At 67.6% G+C, this 22,115-nt stretch carries 18 protein-coding genes; 9 read left to right on the forward strand and 9 right to left on the reverse strand.

The window, feature by feature from the left end; all coding sequences use genetic code 11:
* Positions 1–3 precede the first annotated feature (3 nt).
* Positions 4–924 carry a heme-binding protein gene (locus VFC51_13370; GenBank protein HZT08014.1) on the reverse strand — a complete coding sequence of 307 codons (921 nt, stop codon included), beginning with the start codon at positions 922–924 and terminating at the stop codon, positions 4–6.
* Between the two features lie 244 nt (positions 925–1,168).
* On the opposite strand from VFC51_13370, the gene VFC51_13375 reads away from it, so the two are divergent.
* From VFC51_13375 to VFC51_13385, 3 genes are all read left to right on the forward strand, one after another.
* The gene (locus VFC51_13375; GenBank protein ID HZT08015.1) at positions 1,169–1,495 is read left to right on the forward strand and encodes a hypothetical protein; all 327 of its coding nucleotides are present in this window, start codon (positions 1,169–1,171) and stop codon (positions 1,493–1,495) included.
* A gap of 127 nt (positions 1,496–1,622) precedes the next feature.
* Positions 1,623–2,369, forward strand: coding sequence for a 3'-5' exonuclease (locus VFC51_13380; protein HZT08016.1), 747 nt, complete (start codon positions 1,623–1,625; stop codon positions 2,367–2,369).
* Between the two features lie 32 nt (positions 2,370–2,401).
* Positions 2,402–3,844, forward strand: coding sequence for a glycosyl hydrolase (locus VFC51_13385; GenBank protein ID HZT08017.1), 1,443 nt, complete (start codon positions 2,402–2,404; stop codon positions 3,842–3,844).
* 15 nt (positions 3,845–3,859) lie between these two features.
* Here the strand turns inward: VFC51_13385 and VFC51_13390 are convergent, their stop codons facing one another.
* The 5 genes from VFC51_13390 to miaA form a co-directional block, all read right to left on the reverse strand.
* Positions 3,860–4,579, reverse strand: coding sequence for an ATP-dependent Clp protease proteolytic subunit (locus VFC51_13390; protein HZT08018.1), 720 nt, complete (start codon positions 4,577–4,579; stop codon positions 3,860–3,862).
* A gap of 54 nt (positions 4,580–4,633) precedes the next feature.
* Complete coding sequence (hflX, locus tag VFC51_13395) at positions 4,634–5,962, reverse strand: GTPase HflX (GenBank protein HZT08019.1); 1,329 nt, start codon at positions 5,960–5,962, stop codon at positions 4,634–4,636.
* A 48-nt stretch (positions 5,963–6,010) separates the two neighbouring features.
* Positions 6,011–7,174, reverse strand: a complete 1,164-nt coding sequence (locus tag VFC51_13400) for an LL-diaminopimelate aminotransferase (GenBank protein HZT08020.1) — start codon at positions 7,172–7,174, stop codon at positions 6,011–6,013.
* A gap of 10 nt (positions 7,175–7,184) precedes the next feature.
* Positions 7,185–8,105, reverse strand: a complete 921-nt coding sequence (gene dapF / locus VFC51_13405; protein HZT08021.1) for a diaminopimelate epimerase — start codon at positions 8,103–8,105, stop codon at positions 7,185–7,187.
* 115 nt (positions 8,106–8,220) lie between these two features.
* On the reverse strand, positions 8,221–9,186 hold the full coding sequence (gene miaA, locus VFC51_13410; protein HZT08022.1) for a tRNA (adenosine(37)-N6)-dimethylallyltransferase MiaA: 966 nt from the start codon (positions 9,184–9,186) through the stop codon (positions 8,221–8,223).
* Positions 9,187–9,455: 269 nt separating this feature from the next.
* On the opposite strand from miaA, the gene VFC51_13415 reads away from it, so the two are divergent.
* Both VFC51_13415 and VFC51_13420 read left to right on the forward strand, forming a co-directional pair.
* On the forward strand, positions 9,456–10,493 hold the full coding sequence (locus VFC51_13415; protein HZT08023.1) for an ROK family protein: 1,038 nt from the start codon (positions 9,456–9,458) through the stop codon (positions 10,491–10,493).
* Positions 10,494–10,496: 3 nt separating this feature from the next.
* Positions 10,497–11,519: a polyprenyl synthetase family protein gene (locus tag VFC51_13420; protein ID HZT08024.1), complete on the forward strand. Its 1,023-nt coding sequence runs from the start codon at positions 10,497–10,499 to the stop codon at positions 11,517–11,519.
* Here the strand turns inward: VFC51_13420 and VFC51_13425 are convergent.
* Positions 11,500–13,371 (reverse strand): hypothetical protein, encoded by a 1,872-nt coding sequence (locus VFC51_13425; GenBank protein ID HZT08025.1) that lies wholly within the window; start codon positions 13,369–13,371, stop codon positions 11,500–11,502. The two genes, VFC51_13420 and VFC51_13425, sit on opposite strands and share 20 nt — an antisense overlap.
* An 84-nt stretch (positions 13,372–13,455) precedes the next feature.
* Positions 13,456–14,718 (reverse strand): radical SAM family heme chaperone HemW, encoded by a 1,263-nt coding sequence (gene hemW, locus VFC51_13430; protein HZT08026.1) that lies wholly within the window; start codon positions 14,716–14,718, stop codon positions 13,456–13,458.
* 274 nt (positions 14,719–14,992) lie between these two features.
* Between hemW and VFC51_13435 the strand changes: the two genes are divergently transcribed.
* Positions 14,993–16,003 (forward strand): amidohydrolase family protein, encoded by a 1,011-nt coding sequence (locus VFC51_13435; GenBank protein ID HZT08027.1) that lies wholly within the window; start codon positions 14,993–14,995, stop codon positions 16,001–16,003.
* A gap of 413 nt (positions 16,004–16,416) precedes the next feature.
* Here the strand turns inward: VFC51_13435 and VFC51_13440 are convergent, their stop codons facing one another.
* Complete coding sequence (locus tag VFC51_13440; protein ID HZT08028.1) at positions 16,417–17,409, reverse strand: CvpA family protein; 993 nt, start codon at positions 17,407–17,409, stop codon at positions 16,417–16,419.
* A gap of 133 nt (positions 17,410–17,542) precedes the next feature.
* Between VFC51_13440 and aspS the strand changes: the two genes are divergently transcribed.
* The 3 genes from aspS to VFC51_13455 all read left to right on the forward strand — a co-directional run bounded on the left by aspS (position 17,543) and on the right by VFC51_13455 (position 21,696).
* The gene (aspS, locus tag VFC51_13445) at positions 17,543–19,315 is read left to right on the forward strand and encodes an aspartate--tRNA ligase (GenBank protein ID HZT08029.1); all 1,773 of its coding nucleotides are present in this window, start codon (positions 17,543–17,545) and stop codon (positions 19,313–19,315) included.
* A 12-nt stretch (positions 19,316–19,327) separates the two neighbouring features.
* Complete coding sequence (locus VFC51_13450) at positions 19,328–21,082, forward strand: hypothetical protein (protein ID HZT08030.1); 1,755 nt, start codon at positions 19,328–19,330, stop codon at positions 21,080–21,082.
* A gap of 203 nt (positions 21,083–21,285) precedes the next feature.
* Complete coding sequence (locus VFC51_13455) at positions 21,286–21,696, forward strand: response regulator (protein HZT08031.1); 411 nt, start codon at positions 21,286–21,288, stop codon at positions 21,694–21,696.
* The last annotated feature ends 419 nt before the right edge of the window (positions 21,697–22,115 follow it).

Here is a 22,115-nt window from a genome sequence, read left to right on the forward strand (position 1 = left end):
GCGCTAGCGCTCCGCCGCCGCGCGAGCGACCGCGTCGCTCTGCTCGCCTCCGCCGCCTCCATGCACGCCAACGGCTCCGACCACGTGCCCGTCGACGATGATCGGCACGCCACCCCCGCCTGCAAGGATCTTGAAGTGTGCGATCTGTCGGATTTCGGCGAGGCGGTCGGCCGACAAGGTCCTGCCCACATCGAGACTTGGGCGCTGAAAGTTGAGCGCCGTGAGCGCCTTCGCCTCCGCCAGATCCGGGGCCATGGGCGGCGCGCCGTCCATGCGGTCCATCTGCATGAGCTGGCCGGCTTCGTCGACGACGGCCACGCCGACGCGATACCCGCGCCGCTCCGCATCGGCGATCGCGCGGTCGGCGACGCGCCGCGCGGCGTCGAGGGAATGGGGGAGGTCGTCGGTCCGTTCTTCGATCCGGGGTCCCACGAGGCGCTCCACGTCGGGATGCTGGTTCTGATAAGGAATGCCGAGCGCCTGGGAGATGATGTAGTCCTCGACGTTCGCGCCGGCGAGAGGGCTCAGATCGACGTCCGGCACCTCGGTCCACGGCCCTATCCCGCCGCCCGTCGATAACGCGCCGACCACGCGCCCGTTCTTGCGGATCGGCAAGGCGCCCGGTCCAGGAAAGATGTCGTCGCGCATGAGGCGCTGCATCGACGCGAACACGGCGGGCCGGTCGCGCCACTGCGTGGCGCTGCGCGCGCTGGGGGCTCGCTGGACCGCGGCGACGTACGCCTTCGCACGAGAGATCCACATCGACGACGTGGGCCCTTCCCCGATGCGGGAGGCAGAGACGACGCCGCCCCCGACATCCACGATGACAAACGAGCCACCCTGCTTCAGGGATCGGGCGAGCGCGAGCGCGCGATCGATCGTCGTTCGCGCGTCGGTGAGCGTCAAGTCCGGTTGAAAGCTCATGATTCCACCGCCTCCTCATTTGCGACCAGTATAGTTACAGGGCCGTGAATTTCCTCACTTCGGGCGAGACAGGTAACGAATGAACACAGTACAGTCACTCAATGAGGGATTTATTTAGTTTCATCCATCTTCTTGGAGGACGAACACTGTGCCCCTGGCGATGAGACCTCAGCAGCAGGCGTCCGACCCGCAGCCGTCAGCCCGATGTGATCCGGCGGCCGGCGGCGCAGCCGCGAGCAGGCCGGTGACGATCTTTTTTGCGAACGGCGGCCGCGTCACGATTCCCCGCGCCACGAGTGTCCAACTTCGCGAGTATTCGACCGGCGAGTTAAACGTCATCTGTCGAAACGGCCCTGAGGAGGTCGCTGCCTTCAGCTCATCCCACATCGTCGGATGGGTCATCGGGGAGCGACAGATCGACGGCGAGGCCGGATTGACCGAAGCGCGTCCCGCTCTCGTTGATGCGGTGACATCCGAGGCGGAGCTCCAGCGGGCGCAGGCCATTCGCGAGGCCATCGGACCTGACTTCGTCGATGACGAGTCGCGCTTTCTCCCGGTCGGGGTCGAGTAGCCGCTCGCTCGCGTTACACTGAGGCCACTACCCGCCCGAGATGGGGGAGGCCTCCGCCCGTGGATCGCGTCGTCCGAGCGCGCACGCGCCCGATCCGTTGCTCGCTTCTGGACCGGCCAGAGCTTCGATGAGCGCCGCGGATCGCGGATTCAGCGGGTCGCCGTCGTCGCTTCTGGAGCACGACCTCGTGTTTCTCGACTGCGAAATGACGGGCGGGGACCCCGATCGCCACGACATCATCGAGATCGGCGCAGTGCGGTCGCGGCTCCCGGAGCTCGCGGTTCTTGCCGAGCTGAGCGTGAAAGTCGCCCCGCGAACCACACGGGGGTCGAATCAGACCTCCATCCGCATCGCGCGGTATTCGGCAAAGGAGTGGAAGTCGGCGATCCAGATCGACGAAGCGCTCCGCCAGCTTCGGCAATTCGCCGACGCCGCGATGTTCGTGGGTTGGGCGACATACAACGATCTCCTGTTCGTCCGAGCCGCGGCGGAGCGCTGCGGGGTCGAAGGGCTCGTGGGCGACGCATACCTGGAGCTGCAGGACTGGGCCCAGGCCAGACTGCACATCGCGCGCACGCCAGGGCTCCAGAGCGTTGCAGACCAGCTCAAGGTCGTTCGAGACCAGGAGCACTCAGCGATCGAGGACGCCTTCGTGAGCTATGAGGTGTTCCGAATCCTCTGGCGCTTCAGCCAGGAAGAGCTGGACGAAATCGTGCCGACGCTCGACTGGAATAGCTACGCGCAGCTCGCGGGCCCGGTCATCCTGGAGCCCGACGCGCTCTCGACCCGGCTGGCTGAGCTTGCCGGCTACGTCGTCCGCGGCACGAGCCGCGAGCAGCTAATCTCCCGCCGCGGCACCTTTCGAAGGGACTGATCAACCCGGTGGCCGGGCCGGTGGACGTCGGGGTGACGAAGCCCCGGCTTCGCCATCCGCGCCCGTCGCGTCTCCGGGTGCTTGCCGCCGTGTGTGTTGGCTCCATGGGCCTCATCACCGCTCTTGCCGGTTTCCAGTCGTCGTCGGCTCGTGCTCCGCTATACGAGCCTCCGGATGGCTTCGCCTATAGCGGCATGTTCGTTCGACTCTGGGATTCGACCGACTCCCGCGTGGGCGATCTGCGTCCCTTCGCCGTCCGCCTGCAGGACTCTATCGACCAGGAGCTGGCGGGAAAACCCCCGGCGATCTTGCTGGTCCCCACCACGTGGCAGCGCGCTGACGGGGTTCCTATCCCCTTCGCGAATACCCTGGATGAGATCAAGAAATTCCAGGCGTTTAACGCTGGGCAGATCGTGCCCTTCATCAAGTGGAACGCGCAGTCCGGGTGGGACAATATGGATTCGTCCTACCGCGGCATCACGACCCGAGACGTGGCGCAGGGTCGACTGGACGAGTACATCCACGCGTACGCCCGCGACATTCGGGACTATGGTGGGGCGGTCTTCATGAGCCCGATCTGCGCCGAGTTCAATGGCGGTTTCTGGAGCTGTGGCCCGGCCGTGAACCGAAGGCTGACGGTCGACGACTTCATCGCCGCGTGGCGGCGCACCGTCGACATCTTCCGGGCCGAAGGGGCGGACAACGTGGCCTGGGTGTGGAACCCGATGCCGCCAACGACGGGCGGCATGGACTTTCCGCCCTTTTACCCCGGCGACGACTACGTCGATTGGGCAGGCCTCGACATGTACGTTGGGGCGCCCCTCTCGGCGATAGAACCCGCTTACCGCTTCGCGGTGGCCCGCGGGAAGCCATTCTTCCTGGGCGAGTGGGGCATTCGCGTCATCAGCACTCTGTCGATGGCACAGCAGCGGGACTGGCTCGAAGGAATGTTCGACGTCTTCGAGTCGCATCCGAAGATCAAGGCCATCGTCTACTACAACTACAAGCAGCACTGGGAGCAGGAAGACCGAGCCCACATGGCGCCGCACGTCTTCCTGTACGGCGGCCAGGTGAATTACCACCCGAACGTCAGTGATGGGGATAGCCGCCTATTGGCGGACAGCGGCGTGGGGTTCCGCGCCACCTACGCGCGACGAATCGCGAATCCGCGCTATCTCACCGTCGTACTCGGTCGCCCGACGCCAAAACCGACGCCCGTTCCCACCGCGACCGCGCCGCCGCCGACCTCGACGCCGGTAGGGCCCACAGGGGCCGCGGCGCGCTGGCTCGTCGTACGGATCGAGACGCCCGCGCTGGCGCTCGACGGGGCGCCGAATGGGACCTTGGAGCCCGGGGAGCGCTGCGAGATCTGGCGGGTCGAGGAGGGATGGGCGCTGTGTCGTCGAGCAGGCGATCCGCCGACTGTCCTGGTCTGGATTCGGCTCGACGATCATGTCGAGTTCGCCCGCGAATAGCGGCGTCGTCGACGGTCAGCTGCTCGTGGCGGGCTCGTCGCCCGGGGAATGATCGCCGCGCGCGGCCCGCCTGCTCGGACGCGGCGCGGGCTCCTCCGCCGCGACGGCGGGCGCCACACCGTCGGCACGCCCGATGATCCGGTCGACGATGCCGTACTCCAGCGCCTGTTCGGGCGTCATGAAGAAGTCGCGGTCCGAGTCGTGGATGATGCGCTCCAGCGGCTGCCCGGTGTGCTGGTGCAGGATTTCGCGAAGCCGCGTCTGCAGCCGCAGCACCTCTCGAGCCCGGATCTCGATGTCCGCGGCGGTCCCCTCGAACCCGCCGGCTGCCTGGTGAAGCATGATCGTCGAATTCGGGAGTGCGAAGCGCTTTCCTGGCGTCCCCCCAACGAGGAGGATGGCGCCCATGCTGGCGGCCATGCCTACACAGATCGTCGAAACGTCCGGACGGATGAGCTGCATGGTGTCGTAGATCGCGAGGCCTGCCGTTACGCTGCCGCCGGGCGAGTGAATGTAGATCTGGATGTCGCGTTCGGCGTCCTCGCGCTCCAGATACAGCAGCTGCGCGATGATGAGGTTGGCCACGTGGTCGTCGATGGGCGTGCCGATAAAGACGATGCGCTCCTTCAGGAGCAGGGAGTAGATGTCATACGCGCGCTCGCCGCGCGTGCTGGTCTCGACGACCGTGGGAATGAGCTGACCGCGAATTCCGAGAGGATCAAAGGCGTTCATCATACACAGAAGTGTATCCGACCGCCCGACACCGTCGCGCGGGCCATGGCGCGTGCCCTACGCGTTCGAAGCCGCGTCGCGCCCGAGGATGAAAGGCCGAAAGCGCTCGACGAACCGCGCCGGTATCCGCCCTTCGATCTCGGTCCCGTCCGCGCGATATTCGACCCTCGTCGGATGGCCACGACGGTGGAAGAGGTCGATCAGGTCCGTGCGCTCGTAGGGAACCCGGGCGGCGAGCCATGCGGTCGCGTCGTCGATCTTCGCAGCGATCCGCGCGCGGAGCGCCTCGAGTCCGAGCCCGGTTTGCGCGGAGACGAGGACCGTGTCCGGGTCCGGGGGCTGCTCGAGCGCGGGAAGCGCGTCTCCGGGCGGCGCTGAGGATTTCGACGGAGCCGGGCCGACCCCGCCCGGAACGGCGTCGATCTTGTTGATGGCCGTGATGATGGGCTTGTCGTGCAGCTCCAGCTCGCGCAGGATGTCGTGGACGACCGCGTTGCATTCGGCGGCGTGGGGGTCCGTCACGTCGACCACGTGGATGAGCACCGTGGCCTCGCGCAGCTCTTCGAGCGTTGCGCGGAAGGCGGCGACGACGGTTGGGGGGAGCTTGGAAATAAATCCCACCGTATCGGAAACGAGGACGTGCTGGCCAGACGGTAGGCTCATCAGGCGTGTCAGCGGATCGAGGGTGACAAAGGGCGCGTCCGCAGCGACCGCTTCGCTCCCAGTCAGGGCGCTCAGAAGCGTTGACTTGCCCACGTTCGTGTAGCCGACGAGGGCGACCAGGGGGAGCGCCTGCTGCCTTCGACGCTGCCGCGAGCGACGTCGATGCTCGCGGATTTCATCGATCTCGTGCTTGAGGGTGGTGATGCGCTGTCGCACGCGTCGCCGGTCGAACTCGAGTCGGGTCTCGCCGGGCCCGCGGGTGCCGATGCCGCCGCCCTGGCGCGAGAGCATGGCGCCGCGCCCGACAAGGCGCGGGAGCAGGAACTCATATTGGGCAAGCTCCACCTGAACGCGCCCCTCATGGCTCCGCGCGTGGCGGGCGAAGATGTCCAGGATCAGCGTCGTGCGGTCGATCACTCGGCGGGCCAGCGTGTCCTCCAGCGCCTTCTGGGCGCGCGGCGTCAGCTCGTCGTCGGTCACGACGGCGTCGACCGCGAGGACGGCTGCCCGGTCGCGCAGTTCCTCGAGCTTCCCGCTGCCGACGTAGTGGTTCGGGTCCGCGTGGTCGAGGCGCTGCCACATGGAGTCGACGGGCTCGAGGCCGGCCGTTCGCGCGAGCGCCGCCAGTTCGGCGAGCGAGGTGGGCGCGTCCCATGGGGCGCTGGGGGTTTCGACCGCGACGAGAAGCGCGCGCTGCGGAGCTGCCTCCGTATCGATTCGCATGCGTCGGACGCTGGATCGCGCTCCCGTGCCAGGGACCGGCAATCGAGCCTATCCCAGCTTCAGGCGCGAAAGGCGGTCGAGCGCCTCGGACAGGCGCTGGTCCGGCACCGTGAGCGAGATCCTGAAGTACCCCTCGCCGTTCGCGCCAAAGCCGACGCCGGGCGTGATCCACACCGCGGCCTCGTCGAGGACGCGCAGGCAGAAGTCGACGGACTTCTGGCCGCGCGGGACTGGCGCCCAAACGTACAGGGACGCCTTCGGGACCGGCGGATTGATGCCGATGTCCGTCAGCGTGGAGATCACCGCGTCGCGGCGCGCCTGGAATCGGGCGTTCCGGTCCTCGACCCACGCTGGGTCCCCATCGAGGGCCGCGATCGATGCGAGCTGGATCGCATCAAAGATTCCGCTGTCGACGTTCGTCTTGACCCGTCCCAGCGCTTCCACCGCGATGGGATTGCCGACCATCATGCCGGCCCGCCAGCCGGTCATGTTGTAGGTCTTCGAGAGGGAGTGAAACTCGACGCCCACGTCCTTCGCTCCCGGGACCTGCAGGAGGCTGGGCGCTCGATAGCCGTCGTATGCGACGTCGGAGTACGCGTTATCGTGGCAGAGAAGAAGATTGTGCCGGCGGGCAAAGGCCACCGCCTCCTCGAAGAAGGACAGCGGGGCGACAGCGGCGGTGGGGTTGTTCGGGTAGTTGATCCACAGAAGCCTGGCACGACTGACGACGTCCTCCGGGATGGCGTCCAGGTCCGGCAAGAACCCCCGATCGGCGCGCAGCGGCATGAAGTAGGGCTCGCCGTTCGCGAGCATCGTGCCGATGCTGTACACGGGGTAGCCCGGATCGGGCACGAGGGCGACGTCGCCCGGGTCGATAAACGCGGTGGCGATGTGCGCGATGCCCTCTTTGGAGCCAATGAGGGGGACCACCTCGCGGTCTGGATGGAGGCTGACGCCGAATCGATTCTCATACCAGCGGGCGATGGCCTGCCGGAACTCTGGCAGGCCGTAGTAGTCTGGGTAGCGGTGCCGGCGTGGATCGGCGACCGCCTCGCGCGCCGCGTCCACGACGTGCGGTGGGCTCGGGAGGTCGGGATCGCCGATTCCGAGGCTGATGACGTCGAAGCCGGCGGCGCGCTTTTCCGCGATTCGCCGGTCAACCTCCGCGAAGAGATATGGCGGGAGACTTTCGATCCGTCGGGCGGGGCGAATGGCCGCGGTCTCACCCAACAACGGCGGCCTCCCTCTTGGCGATCCGGGCTTCCCCGCTGGTCTCACCCGGTTTCGACCACCACGACGGCATCGGATACGTGCCGGCAAAGACGTACTCCGTCGGACCGGTCATGAGGACCGGCTCGCCGGGCGCCCAGTTGATGGTCAGCGTTCCGCCGGGCAGCTCCAACCGAATGGGCGGACGAATCCGGCCCGCTCGCGTCGCGACTACGGTGGACGCGCACGCGCCCGTACCGCAGGCGAGGGTGACCCCGGCGCCTCGCTCCCACACGCGAACGCGCATATGGTCCGGCGCGACGACCTCGCAGACCTCGAAGTTCGTGCGCTCGGGAAAGCTCGGATGGCGCTCAACTTTCGGCCCGATCGTCTCGAGCGGATACGCGTCGAGCGCACCGGGCTCCACGAACGTCACCGCATGCGGATTGCCCATCGAGACGCAGCCGATGGGGATTCGGTCGCTTCCCACCGTGATGGATTCGTCGAGCGCGTCGTCTCCGCTGAAGGCCGTCGGGATTTGGGCAGGCGCAAATACCGGGAGCCCCATGTTTACCGTCACCATGCCGCCATCGAGCACCGAAATCGTCGTTACGCCGGCGCCGGTCTCTACGCGCAAATCACCAGCGCCCAAGCCGTAGCGGTCCCGCACGTATCGGCCGAGGCACCGGATGCCGTTTCCGCAGCTCGCCGACTCGGACCCATCGGGATTGAACATGCGCATCCGCGCATCCGCGATGGTTGACGGCAGGGCGAGGAGCAAACCGTCTGACCCGATTCCGAAGTGTCGGTCGCACATCTCCCTCGCCAGCCGCGCCCATCGCGCATCGTCGACGAAGGAACCGGATTCAAGCACTGTTTGTGGTTTGAGCACGTCGAGCAGGACGAAGTCGTTTCCCGCGCCGTGCATCTTCACGAACTGCAACGCGTCCCCCAGCACAGCTCATTCGCCAGCGGTTCGCCGTTCCGGCAGCCAAATCAACCCGGGAGCGCCTGCCGGCGACGGCACCCGCCGAATTATGCCGGAACGGTCAGTCGGCCGCCGCGCCGCGTGGCGCGAGGCCGGATGGCTCGCGAAGCGCGCGGACGACGCGGTCTGCGAGGGTTGGATCCGCGGCGTCGAACCACTCGACGCGGCGCTCAGCGCGGAGCCACGTCTCCTGTCGTCGAACGAACGCGTGGGTCGCGTGGAGGACTCGGTCGCGCGCCTCGCCGAGCTGCGCGCGCTGGAGCACGACCTGCGCAAGATCGGCGTAGCCCGTCGCGGACATCGACGGCAACGTCGGCTCGAAGCCCATGGCGAGGAGCGTTCGGACCTCATCGAGCCAGCCGTGTTGGAGCATACGGTCGAAGCGCTGTGCGAGGATCTCGTGAAGGCCCCGACGGTCGCGACGGAGCCCGATCCAGCGGGCCGGGATCGCGACGCCGCGCTGTCTGCCCGACCGCGAGAACGGGATCCCCGTCGCGATGGTGACTTCGAGCGCTCGGATGACTCGGCGTCGGTTCCGCGGGTCGATCGTCCGAGCCGCCAGCGGATCGAGGACGGCGAGCCACCTGTTGAGGCGGCTGGGTCCGTCGCGCGCATCCGCGCGCTCGAGCCAGCGACGAAGCACCGGGCTCCGCGGACCGGGTTGGAGGCGATCGACGAGCGCCTGGATGTAATGTGGGCTCCCCCCGACGATCAGCGCGACGCGACCTCTTCCCGCGATGTCCGCCAGCGCCCGCTCGCCGAGGTGTTGGTACGTCGCAACGCTGAACGGCTCGTCCGGGTAGACGACGTCGATCAGGTGGTGGGGCGCGGCGGCGCGCTCGGCCGCTGTTGGCTTCGCGGTGCCCACGTCCATGTAGTGGTAGACCTGCCGCGAGTCCGCGGAGATCACCTCTCCGCCGATGCGGCGAGCGACCTCGATCGCGAGCGCAGTCTTCCCGACCCCGGTTGCCCCCGTGATGACGACGACCTGGGGGTCGAACCCCGGCGACAGGACGCGGTTCACCATCCGGTCGTCCGGCGCAAGATGGTGACGCGTAGTGCGACGGAGATCGCTGATGGCCCCCAATTCTTCGACGCCCGGAGTCGCGGAGGCATGCTGGTTGGCGTGTTCGGCTGTGTCAACTGCGACTCCACCCCGCGTCCGTGGCTCAGTGTACGACGCAACGACGGCGCGCCCGGACCGGTCGACGATGCGAGCTGCCGGTCGGCCGTGACGCGAGATGCGGGGAAACGCTTGCTATACTCGGGGCACAGCTTCGGGAGCGACGCGTCGGAATGGACGACAAGCGAAACACGTCCCAAGCCAGAGCGTTCCCGAACGAGCCCGTTGCCATCGCCATTGACCTCGGCGGGACCCAGTTTCGTGTGGCCGCCCTCACGTCCGTCGGTCAAATCCTGGTCCGTGAGGCGTGCGCGACCCCGGCGACGGCAGAGCCGGACGAACTCATTCACGACCTGGCCGACGTGGTCCAGGTCGTCCGATCCCAAGCCGGAAAGCATCGCGTGGTCGGTCTCGGCGTCGCTGCCCCCGGTCCGCTCGATCCGGTCGCCGGCGTGGTCTTTCGCGCGCCGAATCTCCCGCGGTGGTCCAACGTGCCGCTGGCGGCGCGACTCGCGGAGCGAACCGGTCTCTCCGTACATCTCGGCAATGATGCGAACCTCGCCGGACTGGCCGAGGCTCGGCTTGGCGCGGGGAAGGGGGAGGCGAACCTCGTGTATCTGACGGTGAGCACCGGCGTCGGGAGCGGCATCGTCGTGGACGGGCGCTTGCTCCTCGGCGCGCGCGGGGCGGCGGCAGAGGCAGGCCACATGGCGGTCTCCATGGGCGGCCCACTGTGCAGCTGCGGTAATCGGGGGTGCCTCGAGGCATACGCGTCCGGTTCCGGCATGGTCCGTCGCGCCCGCGATGCCATCGCCGCCGGGCGACCGTCCCAGCTCCAGGAGCACGTGGATGATCTCCACGCGACGATCATCGCCCAGGCTGCCGAGGAGGGCGACGAGCTGGCCCAGGAGCTGATTCATGACGCGGGGAGGGCCCTCGGTTTCGGCGTCCGGAACCTGCTCCACCTCTTCAACCCGTCCGTCGTCGCGATCGGGGGAGGAGTCAGCCGAATCGGCCGCCGTCTCTGGGACCCAATGTTCGAAGTGGTGAACGCCGACACCCTGACGATGTATCGGGAGGGGCTGCGGATCGTGCCGGCCGAGCTGGGCGACGATTCTGGTCTCGTCGGAGCGGCGCTGCTCGCCCACGAAGCTGCAGCGGCACCCAGGACCGGGAGTCCATCCTCGATTCCGAACCAGCGCGGGCGCTGAGCCGTGGAAGACAGGTTCTCCGAATTCTCGTGCGCCGTCGACGACGTGATCGCCGAAATGCTGGCGTCGCCGGCCCCGTACGCCGGTCTGTACGACATGCACCGGTACCACCTCGGATGGGTCGACGAGTCGGGCGCGCGCACCGCCGCGCCCCCCGGCAAGCGCCTTCGCCCGGCCCTCAGTTTTCTCGTTGCCGACGCGGTTGCCGGAGACTGGCGGGTCGCCGTTCCAGCCGCCGCCGCCGTTGAGATGATTCACAATTTTTCGCTCATCCACGACGATATCGAGGATCGGAGCGCGCTGCGTCGCTTCCGACCGACCGTATGGGCACGTTGGGGCGAAGCGCAAGGGATCAACGCGGGCGACGCCCTCCTCGTTCTCGCCGAGCTGACGCTGGTCGAGCGCGCGCCCGCGGAGTGGTCGTTGGAGGCCTTGCGGTTGCTGAACCGCACCTGCCGCGCGCTGTGCGAGGGGCAATACCTCGACCTGCTCTGGGAGCGGGAGCCGACGGTGACTCTCGCGCAGTACCTGGACATGATTGAGCGCAAGACCGCGCGGCTCTTCCGAGCCTCTGCTGAGCTGGGAGCGCTGGCCGGCCGCGCGAGCGCGGAGTCTCAGGAGCTATTTGGTGAGTTCGGTGGCGCTCTCGGGATGGCGTTTCAGGTCCTGGACGATTTCCTGGGCGCGTGGGCGCCGGCCCTCGATACGGGCAAGACGGCCGGGCTCGACATCACCACGCGCAAGAAGGCTCTGCCGGCCATCCTCGGCCTGGCCAGCCCGAGTTCTCCTGCCAAGGACCGATTCCGATCGCTGTTCGAGCGCGATAGGCCGCTATCGTCCGAGGAAACCGAGGAGGCGATCGCGCTGCTCGATGTCATGGGGATCCGCGGCCAGACGACGCGCATGGCACGACGCTATCGCGAGGATGCGGCGCGAATCCTCGACCGCCTGGCCCCCCTGTACGACGTCACGTCGCTCCGGGACTTCCTGCGGGTGATGCTCCCCCTTACGGATTCAGACGCTTGAGGTCTTGCCCCACCTGCATGACCTGAGCCCGGTCTTTGCCCTGGATCGTGACCTCCGTGCCGCCGATGGTGATGTCCAGAATCGTCGGCAGAGCCGGTGCGGGACCGGCAGACTGTGATCCCTGCGACGGCTGCGGCGTCGGTGGCGGCGGCGGGACGATCACCGTCCCATGGTTGCCATTGATGGTGACCGCTTCCCCCTGAGGTCCGCCCGGTAGCGCGCCGGCCGCCGGTCCCCCCGACGGTCCGCCGCCCGGTGGCGGCGCGGCGCTCCGTCCGGACTGTGCCCCCTGTGCCGACGCCGGACGTTGCAGAATCGTGACGCTTGCCGGGGCGCCCTGCCCGCTCGGCTGCGACGGGACATAGACCTCAGCGACGAAGCTCATGCTGCCGCCCGGCGGCGCTGGCGCGCCGGGAGCGGGGGGGCCCGAAACCTGATCCTGGGAGATCGAGACCAGCGAGTAGCCGGGGTAGTCGCTGCCCAGCCAGTAGAGATCGAAGTCGTGCATCGCCGACGCCGCGTCGGGCGAGAGAATCTTCGAAACGACCTTCGACCAATCGGACGGGATAGTCGGCGCGAACACGTCTGCGCCGACCTGGCTCAAGCCCTCGACCTGGTCGTAGGTGACGACGTGCGTCTGGGCCACTTGCCGCGAGCCGCTGGAGCCCGGTGCATAGGCGATCTCGCGAACGAGGAGCCCGTTGTCCTTGCGCAGCCACACGTCGATCCCCCCGGAATCTCCTTGCGGTGGGACCTGCACGTGAACCGCGGGCTGACCGTCGATCGTGTCGTCGCCCACGTACACGAGCCGGTTCTGCTCGTAGGCCAGCCGATAGCCGAGCAGCGCGTCGCGGATCTCATTGAGCTGTGGCGCACTGGTGTCCGGGAGAATCTGGGTCATCGCCCGCTTCTCCTGGCTGAACATCTGGGTAATGGATTGCCCGGTTCGAATCGTGGAGCTGATCTCGTTACCGGTGGACGGGTCCTTCTCGGTTGTCCGTGCGTTCCCATTACCGCGGTCAATCCAAGTCTCCGTCTGTGACGTGCGCTGGACATCGCCCTGGGGAGATATCCAGCTGTGATCCGCGATCACGTGCAGCACGCTCTCAGACGGGAGGCGTCCAAGAGGCGGGAGCGCGCCCTGGGACTGCGGCTGGGGCGAGCCCGGGATCGCCGGAGCGGGGCCACTGGGAAGCGCCGGCGGCGCTCCGGTCAGGGGCGTGCCCTGGGGTTGGGCGGGAGGTTGGTCCGAGAGTGGGGGCCCCGATACCCCGCTGGGCGGCGTGGATTCGCCGTTGCCTCCTTCGCAGGAATCGGCGGTGAAGCTCCAGCCGTACGTCTCGGCTTGCCCGTCGTCGTCGAGGATCGTGATAGAAGCCTGATGCGCGCCGGCGTCGAGGGGATCGGCAGGCTGGTACCAGACGGTAGCCGAGCTCTGGGGCGAGTCGTCCGCCCCGGCGATCTGCGACTGGCCGGTGATGTCGGCGCCATCGAGCACGAACGCGATCGTCGATGGGTCAAAGCGCGCGTCGGTGCGCATCGCGTCATTCAACAAGAAGCTCGCGCCCACGGGATCTGTGACACAGGCCTGCGAGCCGTCGTCCGGGATGACGCTGAGCCCGGTCGGCCACGCCGACCGGTCACCGCCCTCGGACTGGCCCTGGCCATTCTCGCCTGGCTGTCCGTTGCTCTGGAGCAGCGTTGGAGCCGAGGTGGACCCGCCGACCTGGCTCGACCGATCGGACCCGAAGCGCCAGAGGCTACCTCCGGTCATGAACAGCACGACCACTAACGCAGCCAGTCCTACTCCATTCTTCATCCGCTGACCAATCGCCTCCTCATCATCACGCACTCAAACATCGGGAAATGCAACCGCCGTCTACCGGGCGCGGAATCGGTGCAGACTCTACCATAGTACACAACCTGTCCTGCCCGCTTATCGTCGCGCCGCTGCCGACTCGGACTCCGTCGAGGGCAAGATTCGGCTGAGGACCGCGTTGCAGACAAAGTAGGCGCGCGGGTCGAGTGCGAGCCGGTCGCCGGTCCAGACGAGCAATCCCGCGCGCAGCAACTCGTCGAGACCCGCCCCGCAGTAATCCGTGAGAGACCGAGCAAAGCGATCCTCGAACTCCGCGTTCGAGACGCCCTCGGCAAGCCGCAATCCGAGCATTACCGTATCGCGCATCATCTGCGACACTGTCCACGGCTCCACGGAGACGTAGGCGTCATCGCCCGCCTGGGCCGCTGCGATGTAGTCGCGAACGTGGGGCGTTCGCCGGTATCGAGCGCCCATGAAGGAGCCCGCCGCCCCCGCGCCAATGCCGGCGTACTCCGCGTTTCGCCAGTACGTCAGGTTGTGAATCGATGCGTGGCCGGGGAGCGCCCAGTTCGACAGCTCGTACTGCGCGTAACCGGCGGCCTCCAGGGACTCCTGGATCGCCGCGTATTGGTCGGCGACCGCGTCGTCTTCGGGGAGGGCGATCTGGCCGAGGCGAGCCTGCTCCCCGAGCGGGGTGCGCTCCTCGACCGTCAGCGCGTAGCACGAAATGTGATCGGGCCCGAGGTCGATCGCCCGGGCGAGCGTCGCCTGAACCGACGAAACGGTGCTAGTCGGCAAGCCGTACATGAGATCGACGCCGATATCGCGGCAGCCCGCGTCGCGAGCCGCGCGCACTGCCCGAACGGCCTTGTCGGCGGAGTGGCGCCGACCAAGAAAGCGCAGCTCCGCATCGTCCAGCGACTGGATGCCGATGCTGAGGCGCGTCACCCCTGCGCTCAGGTACGCGGCTACCTTGTGTGCCACGACGTCGCTCGGGTTCGCCTCCACGGTGATCTCGCGGCCGATCCCGTCTCCAAATTGCACGCGGCATGCCTCGATCACGCGCTCGAGTCGGACCGGCGTAAGGAGGCTGGGCGTTCCGCCACCGAAATACAGACTGTGGGCGGCGCGTCGCGGGGTCTGGGTGATGTGGCGACACAGGGCGTCGACGTACACGTCGACGAGGCGGAAGTCGTGGGCTTGCTTGTCGAAATCGCAATACGGGCAAATGGAGGCGCACCAGGGAATGTGAACATACACGCCAATGGTCGGGCTGCCATTGCGCTCGCGGGCGATCAGCGCCGACGGGTGGGGGCTGGATTCGACCGCGCGAGGCGCGCCGGCCGACGGTACGGAGGTGGGGTCACTGAATGCGTGCACACCGGAACTATACGGGGCGCCGCCGCCAGATGATGAGGCGAAGAAGATCTCGCCGCCGCGTCGCCCGAACGCGGTGCGCCGCGCTCTCAGCGGTCGTGGCGCCGGAGGTGGCTGTGGGCAGCGGGCATCCGATAACGCTAGACTTGGCCCCGTTGGAACGACGCGAACGCCGTTGCGCGCGGGGATGTGCCACCGTCGGCGTCCGCTCACGCCCGCGGGGGCTGGACGTGGTCGGATGCCGGGGCCGCCCCTCGCAGATCGAAGGAGAACGCCGATGCGGGTGGATGCCGACGCGCACGTGGACGAAACCGAGGCGACCTGGGACTACCTGGAGGACGGCGATCGTTTCAAGCCGATCAGCATTGATCCGGGTGTCCCGACCGTGCCCGGGGACAGGCGGCCGCACCGCCGATGGGTTATCGACGGCCGCTTCGGCGTGCGCCGCTGGCGCGACGACAAGCGTACGGGGACGACTCAGGTTACTCGCGAGTTGGTCGATATCGATGCCCGCCTCCGTCACATGGACGAGCTACGCATCGACGTGCAGGTCATCTACCCGACGTTCATGCTGTACGGGATTAGCTGGCCCGAAGGCCTGACGCAACCCGAAGCGGAGCTGGCGCTCGCCCGGTCGTACAACCGGTGGCTGGGCACGAGAACGGCGGAGAGCCGCGGGCGCCTGCGTTGGGTCGCGGTCACGCCGACGTCGACGATGGACAAGGCGCTGGACGAAGTGCGCTGGGCCAAGGACCACGGCGCGTGCGGCGTGATGCCGCGCGGCGAGGTCGCCAAGCGGCGCTCGGCCAGCGACCCCTACTTCTTCCCGCTGTATCAAGAAGCGGCGGCCCTCGACCTGCCCATCTGCTTTCATCAGGGCAGCGGTAGCGGGCCCCATCTCTTTACGCAGCTCGTGACCGCGCGCATCCCGGAAAAGTTCCCGAGCCTGAGAGTGGGATGGATCGAGACCGGAGCGTCCTGGGTGCCATATCTCTGCACGGATCTGCAGGCGAAGGACAGGCGGCTCCATCCTCTCCATCTGAAGGAGGACTTGTTCCGCAGTTACCGATTCTATGTGACGTGTGAGAGCACGGACGACATCCCCTACATCCTCCGATTCGGGACCGAGGACAGCCTGATGGTCGGCACCGACTATTCCCACGCCGATCAGGCCAGCGAGATCGATGCCCTGGACATCGTCGAGCAGCGGGCCGCGCAGGGAGAGTTCTCCACAGAGATCGCGCGCAAGATCCTGGACGACAACCCGCGCCGCTTCTACGGCCTGTAGCTCCTCACGCGCCACCTGTTTTGCCGTCTTGCCGGCGGGCGTGGCGTGGTTGACGCCGCCAAATTTCAGTTGTGCCGAGATCTGCGCAGCGTCCCGGTGGAAACCTGGCCTGAAGGCGCCCGGGTTGCCACCAGGCATCCAGGTCGAGCATATCCCAGCGAGCCGACGGCCGCGCACGATCTGTCCTGTGAAATGCATCGATGCGTATCGAAGCAGACCCGCTCGCAGTGGCAAGGGTGAAGGAATAGGGATTGCCGCCTCGCCCGTACGGAACTTGGACGTTCGTGACTTCGACCGGGATGCTGGCTAAGTCCCATCTTATCGGGCTTCCCAAAGTTCGCGGCGCGATGCGCGAGGAGGTCCGTCGCAACCCAATCTCGCGAGTTCCCTGCGCGGGCGGAGGGTCCCCATGGTCAGTTGGCAAAGTCCTCGGTGAACATCCGCCCGCGTCCATCCGCGACCGCCGCGCCGATCCCGACGCGGGTGTACTCGGGTCGAAGGATGTTGGCGCGGTGCCCCGGGCTCTCCATGAGCCCTTGATGGGCCAGGGTCACCGTGGGCGCCAGCGCCAGATTCTCGCCGGCCACGGAGAAGCGAACGCCCGCGGCCCGCAGCCGCGCGAACGGTGTGTCGCCCTCCGGCGTGTCGTGGGCGAAGTAGCCACGGCGCAACATGTCGGCGGCATGCTCGCGTGCGACGCCGTCGATCGCCGCGTCGCGCGCCAGCGTCCCCAACCCGCGCCGCGTCCGCTCTTCATTGAGCAAGCTCAGCATCTGCGTTTCGGCGGCTTCGTCGAACGTCGGCGACTCGACTCGAAAGTCCAGGTCGATGCGCTCGGTCTCGTCCGGCTTGACGGTGAGGAGCGTCAGCGTTTCGGTGAGCGGCTCGCCCACGACCTCGCGCGCGAACCGGTCGAAAGACGCCGTCTGCTCGACCAGCACTTGAGCCATCTGCGAGGCTCGAATTCCCTCCCGGAGCTGCGCGAAAGCGAGGAAGCCGGGGACGCCCGGGGCCAGCGGTGGGACGGAAAGAATGATGGTCAGGACGATTCCCGCCACGAGGACGCCTTTGAGGGCGGACGGGATGAGGCTCAACAGGATGTCGAGTGCCGTGCCGCGGATGAGGCTGGCGAACGGGCGCATCACGAGGCGTCCGATGATCGACACGATGAGACCCGTGACGATCCAGAGGACTGCAAAGGCCAGCGGATTGGCCAGCAGCTCGGGGATCGGCCAGGTGCTGGAAGCCCACTCCGCGACCTGTGGGTAGAACGTGAGGCTGATGATCAGGGAGAGGACGAATCCGATGAGATCGATGACGGCGCCGAGGAACCCGCGCCGGACACCATCCGCGATGTTCCACGCCACGACGAGGAGGATGGCGATATCCACCCAGCTGTCGGGCAACCTTCAACTCCGACGCGCTCTTGGCGGTCAGTATAATGGCGCGTTCCCCCCTCGCATGTCCGGGCGGCCAGCGTGTGTATTGCGCCTCGGCCGTGTGGGAGAATGTCGGGCAGCGAGTTCGCATGGAGGCGAGATGCGCCGAACCCATCTCTGCGGCGAGCTTCGGGCATCCAACGCGGGAACGCGCGTGGTCCTGCAGGGCTGGGTGCATCGGCAGCGAGACCATGGCGGTTTGATCTTCATCGATCTGCGGGACCGTTCGGGGTGGACTCAGGTTGTGTTCAACCCGGAGGTTGCGCCGGGGGCGCACGAGACCGCGAGCGGCGTGCGCCCAGAGTACGTCCTGGAGATCGAGGGCACCGTCGGGCTCCGGCCGCCGGGGACGGTCAATCCCGGTCTCCCCACCGGTGAGGTCGAGGTGGTCTCGGATCGAATCGAGATCCTGAACCCGTCCCTGCCGCCGCCCTTCAGCGTTGCGGACGAGGGCAACGTCGAGGAGCCGCTTCGACTCACGTTTCGCTACATCGACCTGAGGCGGCCGCGCATGGCGCGGAACCTGGCGTTTCGCCACGATGTCATCAAATTCATCCGCGACTTTCTGGACGCGCGCGGATTTCTCGAAGTCGAGACGCCGATCCTCACCAAGAGCACGCCCGAGGGCGCCCGCGACTACCTGGTCCCGAGCCGGGTGCACCCGGGCTCGTTCTACGCCTTGCCCCAGGCGCCCCAGCAGTTCAAACAGCTCCTCATGGTGGCGGGCGTCGACCGCTACTTTCAGATCGCGCGCTGCTTCCGCGACGAGGACCTCCGCGCCGACCGGCAGCCCGAGTTCACCCAGCTCGACCTCGAAATGTCGTTCGTCGACGTCGACGACGTGCTGGGCGTCGTGGAGGACTTGTATACGCACATGAGCCGGACGCTGACGGAGAAGCAGGTCCCGACGCCCTTCGCGCGCCTCACCTACCAGCAGGCCATGGAGCTGTACGGCACCGACAAGCCGGACTTGCGCTATGGGCTCGCGTCGGAAGACCTGTCCGACGTGTTCGCCCGGTGCGAGTTCGCGGTGTTTCGAGAGACGGTCGCATCCGGCGGTTGCGTGCGCGGCTTTGCCGCGCCCGGTGCTGCGAAGTACAGCCGGCGTGAGATTGACGAGCTGACCGAGCTGGCGAAAGCGCAGGGCGCGCGCGGGCTGGCCTGGGCGGCCCTGGAGGCAGATGGCTTTCGGTCGTCATTCGCGCGCTTCCTCTCGGAGGGCGAGCGCCGGGCGATGGCGGAGCGCCTCGGCGCAGGCGTGGGGGACCTCATCCTACTCGTCGCCGATCAGGGTCTGGTCCCCTCCAAAGCGCTGGGCGCCGTTCGCGTCGAGATCGCGCGCCGCGAGAACCTCGCCGATCCGAACCTCCTCGCATTTGCCCGCGTCACCGAGTTCCCGCTGGTCGAGTGGAACGAGGACGAGAACCGTTGGGATGCCGTCCACCATCCGTTCACGTCTCCCATGGACGAGGACGTCCTCATGCTGAATGACGAGCCAGGGAAGGTCCGCGCGAAGGCGTATGACCTGGTCTGCAACGGATGGGAGCTGGGAAGCGGCAGCATTCGGATCCATCGGCGCGACGTGCAGCAGCAGATCTTCCGACTGCTGGGATACACCGACGAACAGGTCGAGGCCCGATTTGGGCACCTCCTGCGGGCGTTTCAATACGGGACGCCGCCGCACGGCGGCATGGCGCCCGGGATCGATCGCACCGTCGCGATCCTGATCGGCGAGCAAAATATCCGCGAGGTCATCGCGTTCCCCAAGAATCAGAGCGCGAGCGACCTGCTCATGGGCGCGCCGTCGCCCGTCTCCGAGGCGCAGCTCGCCGAGCTGCACATCGCCCTGCGCGAGCCGCCGGCCCCTCGGTAATCGAGACTGCCATTGCCTGACCCATCGCAGCCGCCGCCGACCCAGCGCGTGTCCTCGAGCAGCCTCGGCGAAGACCACATCGTGTTCGTGATCGAGGACGCGGTCGCCGAGGTCGAAGGATCCTGGACGGACGATCGCGGCGCGCTCCCCGACCCCGCGCTGTCTCGCGTCGTTCTGTACGGCTGGGCGACGGGAGCCCTCACCGCGGGTGACATTGCGTTGCGCTCGTCCAGCGACGTGGGCGCGCGATACCTGCTCCGCGGCGCGTCGACCTCGTTTCGGGAGGTGCGTGCATTCCGCGAAGCACGGTATGCGGAGTTGCGGAGCCTGTACTCCGAGGTGTTCGAAGTGTTGGCCCTTGCGGGAGCCAGGCGACTGGGGCGAATCGCGCTGCCGATGGCGAGCGGTCGCGATCGGCGCCAATTGGATGAGCTTGCCATGGCGTGCGACGAGCTGGCGCGCGAATGGCTGGACGAAGCACAGGCCGCCGATGAGGACGACGATCAGGACCTCGCGGAATTCCCCGATCGGGACTATCCAGGTTCGCTGGCCTCGCGAAAGACGCGCCGCTTAGCCTTCGCGACGTCGCGCGCCGCTCGCGCCTCGGTGTCGGGCCGATTCGGGCGCCCCGCCGGGCCGACGACTTTCAACGCGTTGGAGCTGAGCGCCGGCCGCGACGCGCGACGGGGGATTCGGGCCCCCTCCGCTGCTCGCCTCCCGCGCTCGCGGACGCGGATCGTCGGCGCAGCCGCCAGCGCCGCCGTGTTGTTCGTAGGGCTCGCGCTGTTGCGCTGGGTCTCGACATCCGTTCCGGTCGCGAATGGGGAGCCGCGCGTGGTCGCTCGCCAACCGACTCCGATGGGAGCGCAGCCGACCATCGCCGAACCGTCCCGGGTGATTCCACCCACGGATACGCTGAGGACCGCCGCGGCCGCGACCGAGCTGGCCGATGCGCGGGATGAGGCGATGGGCCTCGCGGCGCAGTCGCTGGCGAGCGATGATCTTCAGGCTGCCCGCGACTTCTACTTCCTCGCCGTCCAATCGGTTCCATCCGATCCAGAAGCGAGGGACCGGCTGCGCCAGGTGGAGACGGCTTTGAGCGTCGATCAACCGCGATTGAACTGGGACGATACGCTGAGCGACCTTCAGGAGCTTCGCGATGCCGCGCCGGCATCTCCAGCGGTGCTCCAGGCGTACGTCACCGCGCTCGTCGGCGCCGGGCGCGCGGCCCTGCTGTCGGGTGATCGCGATCGGGGCGTCGGGTACTGCGGCGAAGCCGTTCGCTGGCTACCGGGGCGCGATGATACCCAGGGGTGTCTGCGCCTGGCCAACGGCGAGACGGCGACCGCGACGCCAACGCCATCCTCGACCGCGACGCCGAGCCCGACCGCGTCGCCGACGTTGTCGGCTCTCATCCAGCAGACTCCCCAGCCTGGCGATGTACCCACGGCGGGCGGCGCTGCGCCGCCGCTGGAGGTCGTGTTCTCGGGCGCCTGCCAGCCCGCTCCCGGCCGCCCCAACGCGGCGGGCCTGATTCGATTGAACGGGGTGGTCAGCTCGGCGGACGGCCCGGTGCCGAACTACCGACTCATTGCCACCGCGAAGAGCCCCTCCGGACAGGCGACGGTCGTCGCGAATGCGACCTACCTCACGCCGATCTTTCAGATCCAGCAAGCGGTTCCGGACTCGGGCCCCTACAGCGTCACCGTCACTGTCGCCAAGGACGGGTACACGGCTGGGCAGTCCAGCGTCGACGTGACGTGCTAGCGATGCCCGGCGGCGCTGGTCGCAACTGAACGCGGAGCGGCCAAGTGATCGGCTCACACGAACACGCGGGGAGCGTTTCGCTCTTGAAACAGTCGTTGTGCCGTTCGCTCGGCAACGTCACAGGATAAATGCGTATTCGTTTTCATAGCGTAACACGCAAGAAGCGGCGCTCCCGCGGCGACAGCTCGATTGTTGGAGAATCCATGAAGCGATCCGTCCTGGTCGTCGACGATGATCGTGGTGTTCGGGAGATGCTTGCCGACGCACTGTGCTGCTGTGGCTACGAAGCGCAGACGGTGGCCAACGGACTGGAAGCGCTCGCGGAGGTCATGCGCGACGCTCCGGATTCGGTGGTGCTGGACATGCACAGGCCGAGCGTGGGAGGGCTGGCTTTCGCCCACGGCCTTCGCGATTTGGGAATGCGCGTCCCGATTCTCGTCGTGAGCAGCACTGGCGAAGCGCATCGCTGGGCGGACGTGATCGGGGCGGAAGGCTATTTGAACAAGCCGTTCGACCTCACCCAGCTACTCAGCCACGTCGACCGTCTGTGCAGAACCGGGGTTCGCGCCGGCCTGTCGCTCGTGCCGATGCAGTCCACGGCCGATCGCGACTGAGGGCGGGGGTTTTATCTCCCGACGCGACGTCGAGCGCCGCAACGGGGGCGGAAACCCAACGTTCCCCGTTTCCCGGCCGCGCCTGACGGTGCGGCCGGCCTCTCCCCCTGCGAGGGCCGAGGCGCACGAGTAAACTCCCTCCCCTGCCGCAGCGGGGGAGGGTCTCCCCCTGCGAGGGCCGAGGCGCACGAGTAAACTCCCTCCCCTGTCGCAGCGGGGGAGGGTGGGGGTGGGGGCGACCCGACGCTCCCCCCTCACCCGGCCGCGCCTGACGGTGCGGCCGGCCTCTCCCCCTACGAGGGCCGAGGCGCACGAGTGAGCTCCCTCCCCTGCCGCAGCGGGGGAGGGTGGGGGTGGGGGCGACCCGACGCTCCCCCCTCATCCGGCCGTGCCTGACGGTGCGGCCGGCCTCTCCCCAT

It is taken from the genome of Chloroflexota bacterium, assembly GCA_035652535.1.
Taxonomy (GTDB): domain Bacteria; phylum Chloroflexota; class UBA6077; order UBA6077; family SHYK01; genus DASRDP01.

Bases quoted from the DNA above. Each gene is read 5' to 3' on its own strand.
- VFC51_13370 (HZT08014.1), bottom strand. From the start codon at position 924: ATGAGCTTTCAACCGGACTTGACGCTCACCGACGCGCGAACGACGATC.
- VFC51_13380 (HZT08016.1), top strand. From the start codon at position 1,623: ATGAGCGCCGCGGATCGCGGATTCAGCGGGTCGCCGTCGTCGCTTCTG.
- VFC51_13390 (HZT08018.1), bottom strand. From the start codon at position 4,579: ATGATGAACGCCTTTGATCCTCTCGGAATTCGCGGTCAGCTCATTCCC.
- hflX (HZT08019.1), bottom strand. From the start codon at position 5,962: ATGCGAATCGATACGGAGGCAGCTCCGCAGCGCGCGCTTCTCGTCGCG.
- miaA (HZT08022.1), bottom strand. From the start codon at position 9,186: ATGGTGAACCGCGTCCTGTCGCCGGGGTTCGACCCCCAGGTCGTCGTC.
- VFC51_13415 (HZT08023.1), top strand. From the start codon at position 9,456: ATGGACGACAAGCGAAACACGTCCCAAGCCAGAGCGTTCCCGAACGAG.
- VFC51_13435 (HZT08027.1), top strand. From the start codon at position 14,993: ATGCGGGTGGATGCCGACGCGCACGTGGACGAAACCGAGGCGACCTGG.
- aspS (HZT08029.1), top strand. From the start codon at position 17,543: ATGCGCCGAACCCATCTCTGCGGCGAGCTTCGGGCATCCAACGCGGGA.
- VFC51_13455 (HZT08031.1), top strand. From the start codon at position 21,286: ATGAAGCGATCCGTCCTGGTCGTCGACGATGATCGTGGTGTTCGGGAG.